This window comes from Streptomyces sp. NPDC002853 (genome assembly GCF_053591915.1).
Map to the genome: position 1 here is coordinate 166,717 of NZ_JBSFUS010000016.1, position 15,329 is coordinate 182,045.

A 15,329-nucleotide genomic window follows, 5' to 3' on the forward strand; every position below is an offset into this window, starting at 1 on the left:
TTTCCAGGGGCATACGCTCTGATACATGAGTTTGCGTCTGAGCACCGTGATCCTGCCCGTCCGCCGTTGGCACGAGGGGGGCAAGGAGCGCTGGCAGCGGGCGGAGGAACTGGGGTTCCACACCGCGTACACCTACGACCACCTCTCCTGGCGGACTTTCCGCGACGGGCCCTGGTTCGGCGCGGTGCCGACCCTGACCGCGGCCGCGGCCGCCACCGCCCGGCTGCGCCTCGGCACCCTGGTCACCTCGCCGAACTTCCGGCACCCCGTGACCCTCGCCAAGGACCTGATCACGCTGGACGACGTCTCCGACGGACGGATCACCCTCGGCATCGGCGCGGGCGGCAACGGCTTCGACGCCACCGCGCTGCTCAAGGCGGGCGAGGAGCCCTGGACCCCGCGTGAACGGGCCGATCACTTCGGCGAGTTCCTGCCGCTGCTCGACCGCCTTCTCACCGAGGACGTCGTCTCGTACGAGGGCGAGTACTACTCCGCATCCGAGGTGCGCAACATCCCCGGCTGCGTCCAGCGCCCCCGGCTGCCCTTCGCGGTCGCCGCCACCGGACCGCGCGGCCTGAAGCTCGCCGCGCGCCACGGGCAGGCGTGGGTGACCACGGGCGACCCGAAGCTCTTCGAGAACGGCACCCCCGAGCAATCACTTCAAGCCATCCGCGGACAGGCCGACAAGCTCGCCGCCGCCTGCGACGCGATCGGCCGGGATGTCGCCGAGCTCGACAAGATCCTGCTCACCGGGTTCACCCCGGACCGCCCCCTCGACTCCTTCGACGCCTTCGTTGACTTCGCCGGCAACCACGCTGAGCTGGGATTCAACGAGATCGTGCTCCACTGGCCGCTCCCGGGAACGGATTTCGCGGCCGACGAGAAGATCTTCGAGCGGATCGCCACGGAGGCGCTCGTGCAGCTGGGAGGCAGCACAGCAGAGGCATAAAGGCACTCAGATGTGCGCCCCAGCGCACGCCCGTGCACGCAGGTGCGGGACAATCGATGGCGTGACCTCAGCTACCCCACGGCCCAAGACCCCGGCCGCCACCGCCCCCCACCGGCCCAAGGCCCGGCTGATCGCCACGGACCTGGACGGCACCCTCCTTCGTGACGACAAGTCCGTGTCCGACCGCACCGTCGCCGCACTCGCCGCCGCCGAGCGGGCCGGGATCGAGGTCTTCTTCGTGACCGGCCGCCCGGCGCGCTGGATGGACGTCGTCAGCGCTCACGTGCACGGCCACGGCCTCGCCATCTGCGGCAACGGCGCGGCCGTGGTCGACCTGCACGACGGTTCGGGCGGCCATCGCTTCGTGAAGGTGCGGGAGCTGCGGCGCGAGGACGCGCTCGACGTCGTCCGGCTGCTGCGCGCGGCGGCCCCCGGCACGTCCTTCGCGGTCGAGCGGACCGGCGGACTCCACCACGAGCCGACGTACCCTCCCCTGCACCTGGAGCCCGGCGAGAGCGTCGCCCCCGCGGAGAAGCTGCTCGCCGAGGACTCCGAGAACGCGACCCAGCCCATCCTGAAGGTGCTCGCCTTCCACCCCGAGATCGCGCCCGACGACTTCCTGGCCGTGGCCCGTGAGGCCGTGCGCGGCCAGGTCGAGATCACCCGGTCGAGCCCGAGCGCCCTGCTCGAGATCAGTGGCCCGGGAGTGTCCAAGGCCAGCACGCTGGAGCTGTGCTGCGCCGAGCGCGGCATCACGCCCGCGGAGGTCGTCGCCTTCGGGGACATGCCGAACGACATCGAGATGCTCACCTGGGCGGGTACGTCGTTCGCGATGGGCAACGCGCACCCGGACGTGCTCGCCGCCGCGTCCGGCCACACGGTCGCCAACAACGAGGACGGCGTCGCGATCGTCATCGAACGGATCCTGAGCGAGCAGCAGGACCTGTAGAGAGACCCACGACCGGACCGGCCCCTGGGCCGGTCCCTGAGCCGGTCCCTGGCCACCGCCCCTGGGCTGGTCCCTGGGCTGGTCCCTGGCCACCAGCCCCTGGGGCAGACCATCGGAACAGGGACCCCTGACCCCTCCCACCCCCTAGTAAGGCGCCTGCCACACCACGGCCGTGCCCCCGCCGTCCTCGCCGATGCCGGGCCCGTACCAACTGTCCCCGCCGAGCGACTCCGCGCGCCTCTTTAGGTTCTTCAGGCCGCTGCGCCGGCCGCCCTCCGCGATACCGACCCCATCGTCCGAGACCGTCAGGCGTACGCCCCGCTGACCGTCGGGCAGGATCACCGTCGCGTCGACGACGACGTCGATGCGATCGGCCCCCGCGTGCCGGAACGCGTTGGACAGCGTCTCGCGCAGGGCCGCGATGAGGTTCTTCCCGGTGAGCTCGCCGACCACGGTGTCGACGGGGCCGACGAAGTGGTGCGAGGGCTTGAAGCCCAGCGGTACCGCGGCCATGTTGATCTCGCGGAGGACCCGCGTACGCAGCCCCGAAGGCGCCTCGGCCGGCCCCTGCTGCAAGGCGAAGATCGCCGTCCGGATCTCCTGGATCGTCACGTCCAGCTCGTCGACGGCCTTGCCCACGCCCGTCTGCACCTCGGGTACAACAGACCTGCGCTGGGCGCTCTCCAGCATCATCCCGGTGGCGAACAGGCGCTGGATCACGAGGTCGTGCAGGTCCCGTGCGATCCGGTCGCGGTCCTCGTACACCGCGAGCCGCTCACGGTCGCGCTGCGCTTCGGCCATCATCAGCGCGAGCGCGGCCTGTGAGGCGAACTGGGTGGCGAGGGTCCGCTCGGTCTCGCTGAACGGCCGGGCGCCACGCGCGCGTGGCGTGACGAGCGTCCCCATGACGCGGCCGTCGCTCTGCAGCGGCAGCATCATGACGGGTCCGTAGCCGCGGGCCAGGTCGGTCATGACGCGTGGGTCGGTGGCCGCGTCGTCGAGGAACACGGAGTCCCCGGCGAGCAGATCGGTGATGATGCGGCTCTCCGGAGGGACGACCACGCCGAGCACCCCGGAGGGTTCGTCGGAGGAGACGGCGACGATCTCCATGCCACCCTCCTCGTCGGGCAGGAGCACGATCCCGGCGGCCGAGTCGGCGAGGTGGCGGGCCTGTTCGGCCACGACGGCGAGTGCCTCCTCCGCGTCGCTGCCCGAGAGCAGCGCCGTGGTGACCGCCACGGAGCCGTCGATCCAGCGCTCGCGCTGCATGGCGGCTTCGTAGAGGCGGGCGTTGCCGATGGCGATGCCCGCCTCCGTCGCGAGGACGCGGACCATGTGCACGTCGTACTCGTTGAAGTCGGCGCCGCCTCGCTTCTCGGTCAGGTAGAGGTTGCCGAAGATCTCGCCCTGGACGCGGATGGGAACGCCGAGGAAGGTCCGCATGGGTGGATGGTGGGCCGGGAAGCCGCACGAGCGCGGGTCGGCGGAGAGGTCCGCGAGGCGCAGGGTCTCCGGCTGGTGGATGAGGGCGCCGAGCAGCCCCTTGTGCCCGTCGGGCAGCCGCCCGATCCGCTCGGCCGTCTCCTCGCCGATGCCGACGTAGACGAAGTCGGAGAGCCCCTTGCCGTCTTCGGAGACCACACCGATCGCCGCGTAGTGGGCGTCCGCGAGCTCGGCCGCCGTCTCGCAGATGCGGTCGAGCGTGGTGTGCAGTTCGAGCCCGGCGCCGACGGAGCGCATCGCCTCCAGGAGCTGCGGCACGCGCGCGGTGAGCTCGGGGGAGAGCCCCTGCAGGCTGCGGGTCGCCTGCTTCGCGGCCTCTATGGCTTCCGATGAGCCGTCGGGTTGCGGAGAGGCGGCGGAGGCCGAGGGGGCTGACATGCCTTTGAGAGTAGTTAGTCCTATTTGGCGAGGAAAGTCGGGGCCTGTCCGGTGCCGGCTCGGGGCCTGTCCCGCACCGGCTCGGGGCCTGTCCCGAGCCAGCCGCAGGGCTCGGAACAGACTCCGCGCTTCCGGCTCCCTATCCGGCGGCCGTCATCAGCAGGTCGGCTGCCCGCTCCCGTTCCAGCATGCGCCGCAGCGGCCCGTCCACGAGGACGAGGTCCGCGTACGCACCGCGCTGCACCACCTGCCCCGCGTCCAGGACGATCACCTCGTCCACCGCGTCGAGCCCGGCGAGCCGGTGCGTGATGAGCAGCGTCGTACGGCCCTCGGTGGCGGCGAGGAGATCGTCGGTGAGGGCGTCGGCGGTCGGCAGGTCGAGATGTTCGGCCGGCTCGTCGAGGACGAGGACGGGGAAGTCGGCGAGCAGCGCGCGGGCCAGGGCGATGCGCTGGCGCTGGCCCCCGGAGAGACGGGCCCCGTGCTCCCCGACCAGGGTGTCGAGCCCCTCCGGGAGCGAGTCGGTCCACTCCCGCAGCCGGGCCCGCTCGAGGGCGCCGCGCAGCTCCTCGTCGGTGGCACCCTTCCGCGCGATGAGCAGGTTCTCGCGTACGGAGCTGTCGAAGATGTGCGCGTCCTGCGCGCACAGCCCGACGAGTTCACGCACGGTGTCGCCGTCCAGCGTGGCCGCATCCGTGCCGCCCAGGCTGTACGTCCCCTCGCTCGCCCCGAGGAAGCGCAACAGCACCTGCGCGAGCGTCGTCTTGCCGGAACCCGAGGGGCCGACCACCGCGATGCGCCGCCCGCGTTCCAGGGTCAGGCCGACGCCCGCGAGCGCGTCACGGTCCTGCCCCTCGTACCGGGCGTGCAGCCCCTCGACACGGAGCGGGAAGGGCGTCTGCGGGCGCTGTGCGGGCTCGGCGGGCTCGGGTACGGGCTCGGGGGCGTCGAGGACCTCGTAGACCCGCTCGGCGCTCCTCCTGACGCGCTGGCGGTACTGCACGGCGAGCGGCAGCCCCAGCACGGCCTCGAAGGCGGCGAGCGGGGTCAGGATGACCACGGCGAGCGCGACGCCACTGAGCCGGCCGTCGTGCAGCGCCTGTACGCCGACGACAGCGGCGGCGGTCACGGTGAGCCCGGTGGCGAGCGCGCCGAGCCCGTCGCCGAGCGCGGTGGCCGTGGCGGTACGTGACGCGATCCGGGTCAGCTCGGCGTCAGCCTCCTTCGCCTTGGCCGTGCGCCGGGTCAGCGCGCCCGCGACCGTCAACTCGGCGGTGCCGGTGAGCAGATCGGCCACGCGGGTGGCCAGCGCCCCGCGCGCGGGGGCGAGCTTGCGCTCCGCCCGGCGGGCGACGGCTCCGGAGAGCAGCGGTACGCCCACCCCGGCGAGGAGCAGACCGGCGGCGAGGACGGCACCGGCCTCGGGCAGCAGCCAGGCGGTGAAGCCGACCGCTCCGGCACCCACCACCGCGGCGGCCGACGCGGGCAGCAGCCAGCGCAGCCAGTAGTCCTGCAAGGCGTCCACGTCGGCGACCAGGCGGGAGAGCAGGTCGCCGCGGCGGGTCTTCCTGAGCCCGGCCGGGGCGAGGCGCTCAAGGCGGCGGTAGACGGCCACGCGGGTGTCGGCCAGCATCCGCAGGACCGCGTCGTGCGAGACGAGGCGCTCCGCGTAGCGGAAGACGGCACGGCCCAGGCCGAAGGCGCGGGTCGCCGTCACGGCGATCATCAGGTACATCACCGGCGGCTGCTCCGACGCCCTGCTGATCAGGTACCCGGAGGTGGCCATCAGCCCCACGGAGCTGCCGATCGCCAGAGCGCCCAGAAGCAGGGCGAGCGCGAGCTTGCCCTTGCGTGCCTGCGCGGCATCCCGCACCCGGGCGAGAACGTCGCCCTTAGGCCGGGGGCTCCCCTGCACGTCCACCGGCGCCTCTTGCACCTCCGGGTGCCTCAAAGACGCATCCGACTGCCCCGAGGACCCGTCACCCACCCCAGCGTCCACCGCAGCCCCCGGAAGCGCCGCCCCGTCCGGCCCGCACTGCCGGGGGGCGCCGAGCCGTACGACCCGGTCCGCCACCGCCAGCAACGCCGGCCGGTGCACGACGAGCAGCACGGTCCGCCCCACGGCCAGCCGCCGCACCGCCTCGACGACCCCGGCCTCGGTCTCCCCGTCCAGGGCGGCCGTCGGCTCATCCAGCAGGACCACGGGACGGTCGGCCAGGAACGCCCGCGCCAGGGCGAGCCGCTGCCGCTGCCCGGCCGACAGCCCCGCGCCGTCCTCGCCGAGCGGCGTCTCCATGCCACCCGGCAGCGCCGACACGAACTCCCAGGCCCCCGCCGACTCCAACGCGTCCCGCACGGAGGCGTCATCCGCATCCGGCCGCGCAAGGCGTACGTTCTCCGCGATGGACCCGGCGTACAGGTGCGGCCGCTGCGGGACCCAGGCGATCCGCTCCCGCCACAGCTCCGGTGCGACCTCGGCCAGGTCGACGCCCCCGACGCGCACCCGCCCCTCGGCCGGCTCGACGAAGCCGAGGACCACGTCGAGCAGCGTCGACTTGCCCACCCCGCTGGGCCCGACCAGAGCCACGGTCTCACCGGGCTCCACCGCGAACGACACCCCGGAGACCGCGTCCGAGGACCGCCCCGGATACCGGACCGTCACGCCCTCCACGCTCAACGTCCCCGAAGGCGCGGCCGCTTTCCCCGCGACCCGTACGGGAGCCTCGAGGACCTCGAAGATCTCCTCGGCGGCGGAGAGCCCCTCCGCCGCCGCGTGGTACTGCGCCCCGACCTGGCGCAGCGGCAGATAGGCCTCGGGCGCGAGGATCAGGATCACCAGACCCACGTACAGATCCATGTCGCCGTGGACGAGCCGCATCCCGGTGGTCACGGCGACCAGCGCCACCGAGAGGGTCGCGAGGAGTTCGAGCGCGAACGACGACAGGAAGGCGATGCGCAACGTACGCATCGTCGCCTGCCGGTACTCACCCGTGATCTGCCGGATCGACTCGGCCTGCGCCTTCGCGCGCCCGAACACCTTCAGAGTCGGCAGTCCCGCCACCACGTCCAGGAAGTGCCCCGACAGGCGGGAGAGGAGCCGCCACTGACGGTCCATCCGGTTCTGGGTCGCCATGCCGATCAGGATCATGAAGATCGGGATCAACGGCAGCGTCACGACGATGATCGCCGCCGACACCCAGTCCTCGGTGACGATCCGGGCAAGCACCGCCACCGGCACCACCACCGCGAGCCCCAGCTGCGGCAGATAGCGCGAGAAGTAGTCGTCGAGTGCGTCCACGCCTCGCGTGGCCAGCGACACGAGCGAACCCGTCCGCTGCCCGCTCAGCCAGCCGGGACCCAACTGCCCCGCCCGGTCGAGGAGCCGCCCCCGCAGCTCCGACTTCACCGCGGCGCTCGCCCGGTGAGCGGCGAGCTCGGTCAGCCAGGCGACGAACGCCCGCCCCGCCGCGACGACCACGAGAAGAATGATCGGCGTCCGCAGGTCATCGAGGGCGAGTCCCTTCTGGAAGGCTCCGACCACGATTTCGGCGATGAGCATCGCCTGGGCGACGACCAGGCCCGCCCCGGCAACGCCGAGGGCCACCACCGCGGCCAGGAAGAACCGAGTGGCGCGGGCGTACCGGAGCAGACGCGGGTCGATTGGTTTCACGTGAAACACACCCTCCGAGGGACCGGAAGAAGACTGCCGAAGAACTCAGGGATCAAGGAACAAGCACTCAGTGGGCGGCATCCGCGATGTGCTGCGTACCGATCCGCTTGCGGAACACCCAGTAGGTCCACGACTGGTAGAGCAGCACGATCGGCGTCGCGATGCCCGCGCACCAGGTCATGATCTTCAGGGTGTAGGGGCTCGACGAGGCGTTGGTGACCGTGAGGCTCCACTCCTCGTTCAGCGACGACGGCATGACATTCGGGAAGAGCGTCAGGAAGAGCATCGCGACGGCGGCCGCGATCGTGATGCCCGACAGCGCGAACGACCAGCCCTCGCGCCCCATCTTGATCGCCCCGATGGCACCGACCAGCGCGACCACGGCCACGACCATCGCGACCAGGCTCTTGCCGTCGCCGTTGTCCGCCTGCGTCCAGAGCAGGAAACCGAGCGCCAGGACAGCGGTCACCAGGCCGAGCCCGAGCGCCAGCTTCCGCGCCCGCATCCGGATGTCCCCCACCGTCTTGAGCGAGGCGAAGACCGCGCCGTGGAAGGTGAACAGCGTCAGGGTGACCAGGCCGCCCAGGATGCCGTACGGGTTCAGCAGGTCCCAGAAGTTGCCCACGTACTCCTTGTGGGCGTCGATCTTCACGCCGCGCGTGATGTTGGCGAAGGCCACGCCCCACATCACCGCCGGGATCAGCGAGGTCCAGAAGATGGCCTGCTCCCAGTTGCGCTGCCACTTCTCCTCGGGCCGCTTGGCCCGGTACTCGAAGGCGACACCCCGCACGATCAGGCAGAGCAGGATGATCAGGAGCGGCAGGTAGAAGCCCGAGAAGAGCGTCGCGTACCACTCGGGGAAGGCGGCGAAGGTCGCGCCGCCCGCCGTGAGCAGCCACACCTCGTTGCCGTCCCAGACGGGCCCGATGGTGTTGATGAGGACCCGCTTCTCGGTCCGGTCACGGGCGAGGAGCTTGGTGAGGATGCCGATCCCGAAGTCGAAGCCCTCCAGGAAGAAATAGCCGATCCACAGGACTGCGATCAGCACGAACCAGACGTCGTGAAGTTCCATGTCGATCAACTCCCTCAGTACGAGAAGGCCATGGGCCGGTCGGCGTCGGCGTCGTCATCGGAACCCGATCCCGGGCCGGGGCCGCCGATCTTGGTGGGCGGGTTGAGGTCGGCCTCGGTGAGCTCGGGCGGACCCGCCTTGATGTACTTGAGCAGCAGCTTCACCTCGATCACGGCGAGGATCGCGTAGATCGCGGTGAACACGACCAGCGAGGTAATCACCTCACCCTGCGAGACCCCCGGCGAGACCGCGTCCTGGGTCTTCAGGACTCCGTAGACCACCCAGGGCTGCCGCCCGGTCTCGGTGAAGATCCAGCCCCAGGCCGTGCCGATGAGGGGGAAGATCAGCGTCCACTGCGAGAGCCGCCACCACCAGTTGCCGAGCTTGGGCGTCAGCTCCCTGTTCTTGGTGAGCATCAGCTTGGGCACGTCGTCCGCGCCCGTGCGGTGCTCCGGAGCGAGCCAGAACTTCTTCCGCGTGAGCCAGAGGCCGGCGGTGCACAGGGCCATCGAGACCCCGCCGAAGCCGATCATCCAGCGGTAGGACCAGTAGGCGGTGGGGATGTTGGGCCGGTAATCGCCGGGCCCGTACTTCTCCTGCGCCTCCTTGTTGAGGTCGTTGATGCCGGGGATCTCGGCGCTGAAGTTGTTCTTGGCCAGGAAGGACAGGACCCCGGGGACCTCGATGGCGACCTTGTTGTGGCCCTCGGAGACATCGCCGTACGCGAAGAGCGAGAAGGGCGCCGGCTTCTCCGTCTCCCACAGCGCCTCGGCCGCCGACATCTTCATCGGCTGCTGCTCGTACATGACCTTGCCGAGGGTGTCGGCGCTGACCACGGTGAGCAGGGTGCCGACGAACGCGGTGACCAGGCCGAGCCGCATCGACATCCGCATCGTGCGGATGTGCTGCTTCTTACGGAGGTGGAAGATCGCGATGCCGGTCATGAAGGCTCCGCCGACCAGGACGGCCGCCGATATGACGTGGAAGAAGTTGACCAGCGTCGTCTCCTGGAAGAGCACCTTCGCGAAGTCGGTGAGCTCCGCACGCTTGGTGCCGTCCCGCTCCACGATCTTGTAGCCGACCGGGTGCTGCATAAAGGCGTTGGCCGCGATGATGAAGTACGCCGACAGGATGGTTCCGACGGAGACGATCCAGATCGTGGCGCAGTGCAGCTTCTTCGGCAGCTTGTCCCAGCCGAAGATCCACAGGCCGATGAAGGTCGACTCGAAGAAGAACGCGATGAGGGCCTCGAAGGCGAGCGGCGCCCCGAAGACGTCACCGACGAAGCGCGAGTAGTCGGACCAGTTCATGCCGAACTGGAACTCCTGGACGATGCCGGTGACGACGCCCATCGCGATGTTGATCAGGAACAGCTTTCCCCAGAACTTGGTCGCCCTGAGGTAGTGCTCCTTGCCCGTGCGCACCCAGGCCGTCTCCAGGATCGCCGTGAGGGCGGCCAGAGAGATCGTCAGCGGGACGAACAGGAAGTGGTAGACGGTGGTGATGCCGAACTGCCATCGCGCCAGGGTCTCCGGCGCCAGAGCCAGGTCCACGTCGACTTCTCCTTACGTCCGTGATCACTCGACGGTTTGCCCCTTTAATCCCTCTGATCTTCGGAGGAACCGGGACACGCTTGTGAACGCGTTCACATTCACAAGCATTATGTCGTACTGGCTGTCGGCACGTGAAGGGGGGTCCCTTTACCGGGCGGGAACACGCGAATCGCCAGGGCGGACATGCGTAAGGGCCCCGGGGTGAACACCCTGGGGCCCTTACGCCGCAACATCGCCGGCGGCTACAGCTCCTTGCGGAACGCCTCCGCCGCCTGCAGGAAGATGTCGTTGGCCTCGGTCTCCCCGATCGTGGCCCGCATCCCCTCGCCCGCGAACGGCCGCACCACCACGCCGGCCTTCTCGCACGCCGCCGCGAAGTCGGTCGTACGCTCCCCGAGCCGCAGCCACACGAAGTTCGCCTGCGTCTCGGGCACCGTCCAGCCCTGCCCCCGCAGCGTCTCCACCACCCGCGCGCGCTCGGCGACCAGCGAGCCGACGCGGCCCATCAGCTCGTCCTCGGCCCGCAGCGAGGCCACCGCCGCGTCCTGCGCGAGCTGGCTCACCCCGAAGGGCACCGCCGTCTTGCGCAGGGCGGCCGCCACCGGCTCATGGGCGATCGCGAAGCCGACGCGCAGCCCCGCGAGTCCGTACGCCTTGGAGAACGTACGCAGCACGGCGACGTTCGGACGCTCGCGGTAGATCTCGACGCCGTCCGGCACCTCGGGGTCGCGGATGAACTCGCGGTAGGCCTCGTCGAGGACGACAAGGACATCGCTGGGCACCCGGTCGAGGAATCGTTCCAGCTCGGCCCTGCGGACCACGGTGCCGGTCGGGTTGTTCGGGTTGCAGACGAAGATCAACCGCGTCCGGTCGGTAATGGCTTCGGCCATCGCGTCCAGGTCGTGGACGTCCCCCGGTGTCAGCGGCACCTTGACCGACGTGGCCCCGCTCACCTGCGTGATGATCGGGTACGCCTCGAAGGACCGCCAGGCGTAGATGACCTCGTCCCCCGGGCCGGACGTGGCCTGGATCAGCTGCTGCGCGACACCGACGGAACCGGTGCCCGTCGCCACGTGGGACACCGGCACCCCGAAGCGCTCGGCGATCTCGCTCATCAGGCTCGTGCACGCCATGTCGGGGTAGCGGTTGAACGCGCCCGCGGCGGCCAGCGCGCTCTCCATGACGCCCGGCAGGGGCGGGTAGGGGTTCTCGTTCGAGGACAGCTTGTAGGCCACCGGACCATCGGCCGCGGCGGGCTTCCCCGGCTTGTAGGTGGGGATACCCTCCAGCTCGGCACGCAGCCTCGGGCTCGTCTCGCTCACCGCAGTCCTCCTCTTGAACACCTGAACACCCTGACTTCAATACTCCTCACCTTATGAGGATTCAGCTCTGCTGCGAATGGGTCAGCGGTATCCACTCCTCCGGGCGCACAACGAGGGGGGAGCGCTCCCTTCCCCAGCGCGCGCCCGTGGCTCACTCCGTGGCGCGCATCACCCGTGAAGGTGAGTTGAGACCTCTTCGAGACATCGCCCATTTGGCAGGCCTGTGCGCGGGGACAAGGGACCGTCCACCCCAAGTGAAGCCAACTCCCATGGAATCCAAGGGTGTTGACCCACTTTGATCATGCAGAAACGTGCCTGTCAACGAGTGAATATGCGTCCGCACTACCCACCCCCATGAGCCCTACTATCGGCTCGCCATGACAGCAGCAGGGAACCACCAGGTGAGCCGAGCGGAGACCGCCCGCCGGGGCAACCGGCAGAGCCGAGCGGGCATCAGAGACGTCGCCGCAGCAGCCGGTGTCTCCATCACGACTGTCTCCGATGCTCTCAACGGCAAGGGCCGGCTCCCGGACGCCACCCGACGCCATGTCCGCGAGGTCGCCGAACGGCTGGGCTATCGCCCTTCCGCGGCGGCCCGAACGCTCCGTACCGGCAAGTCGGGCCTCATCGGCCTGACCGTGACGACCTACGGGGATGAACCTTTCACCTTCACCGAATTCGCGTACTTCGCGGAGATGGCCAGAGCCGCGACCTCGGCCGCGCTGGCCCGCGGCTACGCCCTTGTCATCCTGCCCGCCACCTCCCGGCGCAGCCCGGTCGACGTGTGGTCGAACGTCGCGCTCGACGGCACCGTCGTCGTCGATCCGTCCGACCACGACCCCGTCGTCAGCGAACTGGTGCGCCAGGGCCTACCCGTCGTGTCCGACGGCCGTCCTGCCGGGTCCCTCCCGGTCACCGCCTGGGTCGACAACGACCACGAAGCGGCGGTCCTTGAGATCCTCGACCACCTCGCGGCGGCCGGAGCCCGCCGGATCGGGCTGCTCACCGGGACCACCACGGACACGTACACCCATCTGTCCACCACCGCCTATCTGCGCTGGTGCGAGCGCGTCGGACAGGACCCGGTCTACGAGTCCTACCCGGCCCACGACCCGTGTGCCGGCGCGGTCGCGGCCGACCGGCTGCTCGCCCGGCCCGACCGCCCCGACGCCGTGTACGGCCTCTTCGACCCGAACGGCACCGATCTCCTCGCGGCCGCCCGCCGGTACGGACTGCGAGTCCCGGACGACCTGCTGTTGGTGTGCTGCAGCGAGTCCACCGTCTACGCCACCACCGAACCACCCATCACCACGCTCTCGCTCAAACCCCGGCGCATCGGCACGGCCGTCGTCCAGCTCCTCATCGACGCCATCGAAGGTCTGGATTCGGGCCGGCCCGTCGAACAGGTGATACCGACGGAGCTGATCGTGCGCACCTCGTCCGAGCGACGTCCACCGCGTACGACGGTCAGCCCACCCCGCTCACCGGGACCCGGTTGAGCGGGCCGCCCGGCGGGGAGAACCCCGTCAACCGGCCCTCGTCCGGCCGTCAACCAACACTGCCTGGCGCATCCCGGCCGTGGCCTGGGGGGAAACCCCTACCCAATTCGGGAGAAAACCTCGGTGAACTGGGGTTCAGCACTGATTCACCACCCCTGGTGCACCACACAGCGCGAGCCGCATTCCTATGATGGGCGGACGACACCGCGGGCCGCTGCGACCAGGCAGTCCGATCTCGGTGCAGATGCGGCGCAATGGTGGTGGAGGGGTCGATGACTCAGGGGGCCGGTCAGGGACCCGATGTGCGGACGGCGACGTTGCGCGACTTCCGCGTTCCGGCGTACGTCCACGAGACCGGTCCGGTCCAGGGGGACCCGGCGGGCGTGGCGGTTCCGGGCGCCCCCGGGGAGGCCCCCGGGTCGCTGGATGAGGGCTACACCCCCACCCAGCGCGACCTGCCCGTCATCAACCGCACAGACACCGTGCAAGTGGAGGTGCAGGCCATGCCCGAGCCTCCGCAGGCGCCGGCGTCCGACGAACACGGCCCGCTGTTCGTGGTGGGCGATGTGCACGGCTATCTGGACGAGCTGCTCGCCGCGCTCCAGGAGCAGGGCCTCATCGACGCCGAAGGCGACTGGGCCGCGGGCAACGCACGCCTGTGGTTCCTCGGCGACTTCACCGACCGCGGCCCCGACGGCATCGGTGTCATCGACCTCGTGATGCGCCTGTCGGCGCAGGCGGCGGCCGCGGGCGGCTACTGCAAGGCGCTCATGGGCAACCACGAGCTGCTCCTGCTCGGCGCGAAGCGGTTCGGCGACACCCCGGTCAACTCGGGGGCCGGGACGGCTACCTTCCAGGCCGCCTGGCTCCTGAACGGCGGTCAGAAGACCGACATGGAACGCCTCGAGGACCACCATCTGCAGTGGATGGCGCGCCTCGACGCGATCGAGTCGGAGGACGGCCATCTCCTGATGCACTCCGACACAACCGCCTATCTGGATTACGGCGACTCGATCGAGGCCGTGAACGACACGGTCCGCGAGACCCTCACGCGCAACGACGCCGACGAGTGCTGGGACCTCTTCAGGAAGTTCACCAAGCGCTTCGCCTTCCGCGACGAGTCGGGCCCCTCCGCCGTACGCGAACTCCTCGACATGTACGGCGGCCACCGCATCGTGCATGGCCACAGCCCCATCCCGTATCTGCTCGGCGATGTCGGCTCGGAGGATGACTCGGACGGCGGCGGACCCGTCATCGAGGGACCACACATCTACGCAGGCGGCCTGGCCATCGCCATGGACGGCGGCGTGACCATGGCCGGAAAACTGCTGGTCTGCCAACTGCCCCTGGATAACTGAGCGTTCGCCGGGCAGGCGCACCAGTACAGGATCACGCTGGCCAGGGGGTCTATTTCTGGAAACCCCCTGTCACCGCGTGCCTTCACGGCTCTACCATCGGCTTATCCGTAGCAGGCTCCCCTCCGTTTCTGCCCGACGGCTCGCACCCATGCGAGCCCCAAGCCCTACGGAGCATCGGGGGATGCACATGAACAGCGCTCCACACCTGCTCAATGAGGACCGCCCCGAGTACGAGCGGATCCTCGATGAGGCGCTGCGCACGGCACCGAATCGTCCTGATCTCGCCGCAGTGGGCGAGCGGCTCAATCCCGAGCAGCTGCGCACCATGGCCCTGAACGCCACTGCGCTGATCACTGCCGCCGCCACGACCGAGTACACCCACTATGTGAAGGTCCGCGAGGAACTGCGCGAAAGCGGATCTGCCGCACCATCCATCAGGGAGCGGAGCTCCGAGGGTCCGGCGGAAGCCGGCTCCGGAGGCCTCGGTCTCGCCACGACGATGGGGGAGGTCACCACCCAGGCTTCGGGGGCGGGGGCCATCGCCGTCGTCGCGGTGCTCGCACCGGTCCTCGCCGGGGCGGCCGCCGCGATCTTCCTGCTCGTCGGCTACATCCTGAAGATGCTCAACCCCGAGCCCGCCTTCGCGGAAACCCTGCTCACCGCGGGGTGGCTGTTCGGCGCGCTCACCGCAGGGGGCATCCTGATCGCCGCGATCGGTCTGCTCCTGACCGCCCTGCGAAACGGCGCCACGTCGCTCCAGGCCGGTGCGCACGGAGAACGGAACGAGGAGGTGGTTCGCGCCAGGGAAGCCTGGGGCGAGGCACTGATGGAGCGCGGCGTCCTGCCGTTCCTGCGGGAGGCGCTCGCGGACCCGGGGGCGGCACACGCGACGCGTACGCCGTCGTCGGACCCGGGCAGCCGCATGCCGCAACTCGGCTACAACAGGCCGGGGTTCAGCAGCCCGGAGGGCGGCCCGGCGGCGGGACCGCGCCCGAGCTTCTCAAGTCCGGACTTCTCGAGCCCGGACTTCGGCGGCCCCGACCACAAGCCGGAGTAGGACGCGACGCGGCTTCGGG

10 protein-coding genes are annotated in these 15,329 nt (G+C 70.1%); 5 read left to right on the forward strand and 5 right to left on the reverse strand.

What is annotated here, in order from left to right; translation table 11 throughout:
• The first annotated feature begins 25 nt into the window (after positions 1 to 25).
• Entirely contained in the window at positions 26 to 949 is a 924-nt protein-coding gene (locus ACWD02_RS37330) for an LLM class flavin-dependent oxidoreductase (RefSeq protein ID WP_451219573.1), read from the forward strand.
• Positions 950 to 1,010: 61 nt separating this feature from the next.
• A complete protein-coding gene (locus tag ACWD02_RS37335) occupies positions 1,011 to 1,898 on the forward strand; it encodes a Cof-type HAD-IIB family hydrolase (protein ID WP_451219576.1) in 888 nt (295 codons plus the stop codon).
• Positions 1,899 to 2,042: 144 nt separating this feature from the next.
• Here ACWD02_RS37335 and ACWD02_RS37340 read toward each other — a convergent pair whose 3' ends face one another.
• The 5 genes from ACWD02_RS37340 to hisC all read right to left on the reverse strand — a co-directional run bounded on the left by ACWD02_RS37340 (position 2,043) and on the right by hisC (position 11,396).
• Positions 2,043 to 3,779, reverse strand: a complete 1,737-nt coding sequence (locus ACWD02_RS37340; protein WP_451219579.1) for a GAF domain-containing sensor histidine kinase — start codon at positions 3,777 to 3,779, stop codon at positions 2,043 to 2,045.
• 139 nt (positions 3,780 to 3,918) lie between these two features.
• Positions 3,919 to 7,449 (reverse strand): thiol reductant ABC exporter subunit CydD, encoded by a 3,531-nt coding sequence (cydD, locus tag ACWD02_RS37345; RefSeq protein ID WP_451219582.1) that lies wholly within the window; start codon positions 7,447 to 7,449, stop codon positions 3,919 to 3,921.
• Positions 7,450 to 7,516: 67 nt separating this feature from the next.
• The gene (gene cydB / locus ACWD02_RS37350) at positions 7,517 to 8,521 is read right to left on the reverse strand and encodes a cytochrome d ubiquinol oxidase subunit II (protein ID WP_451219585.1); all 1,005 of its coding nucleotides are present in this window, start codon (positions 8,519 to 8,521) and stop codon (positions 7,517 to 7,519) included.
• Positions 8,522 to 8,535: 14 nt separating this feature from the next.
• Positions 8,536 to 10,074, reverse strand: coding sequence for a cytochrome ubiquinol oxidase subunit I (locus tag ACWD02_RS37355; protein WP_451219588.1), 1,539 nt, complete (start codon positions 10,072 to 10,074; stop codon positions 8,536 to 8,538).
• A gap of 242 nt (positions 10,075 to 10,316) precedes the next feature.
• A complete protein-coding gene (hisC, locus tag ACWD02_RS37360; RefSeq protein WP_451219591.1) occupies positions 10,317 to 11,396 on the reverse strand; it encodes a histidinol-phosphate transaminase in 1,080 nt (359 codons plus the stop codon).
• 377 nt (positions 11,397 to 11,773) lie between these two features.
• Here hisC and ACWD02_RS37365 point away from each other — a divergent pair, with 377 nt between their 5' ends.
• From ACWD02_RS37365 to ACWD02_RS37375, 3 genes are all read left to right on the forward strand, one after another.
• Positions 11,774 to 12,895 (forward strand): LacI family DNA-binding transcriptional regulator, encoded by a 1,122-nt coding sequence (locus ACWD02_RS37365; RefSeq protein WP_190082941.1) that lies wholly within the window; start codon positions 11,774 to 11,776, stop codon positions 12,893 to 12,895.
• A 257-nt stretch (positions 12,896 to 13,152) separates the two neighbouring features.
• Positions 13,153 to 14,253 carry a metallophosphoesterase gene (locus ACWD02_RS37370; protein ID WP_451219660.1) on the forward strand — a complete coding sequence of 367 codons (1,101 nt, stop codon included), beginning with the start codon at positions 13,153 to 13,155 and terminating at the stop codon, positions 14,251 to 14,253.
• A gap of 181 nt (positions 14,254 to 14,434) precedes the next feature.
• The gene (locus ACWD02_RS37375; RefSeq protein WP_451219594.1) at positions 14,435 to 15,310 is read left to right on the forward strand and encodes a hypothetical protein; all 876 of its coding nucleotides are present in this window, start codon (positions 14,435 to 14,437) and stop codon (positions 15,308 to 15,310) included.
• Positions 15,311 to 15,329: the final 19 nt, after the last annotated feature.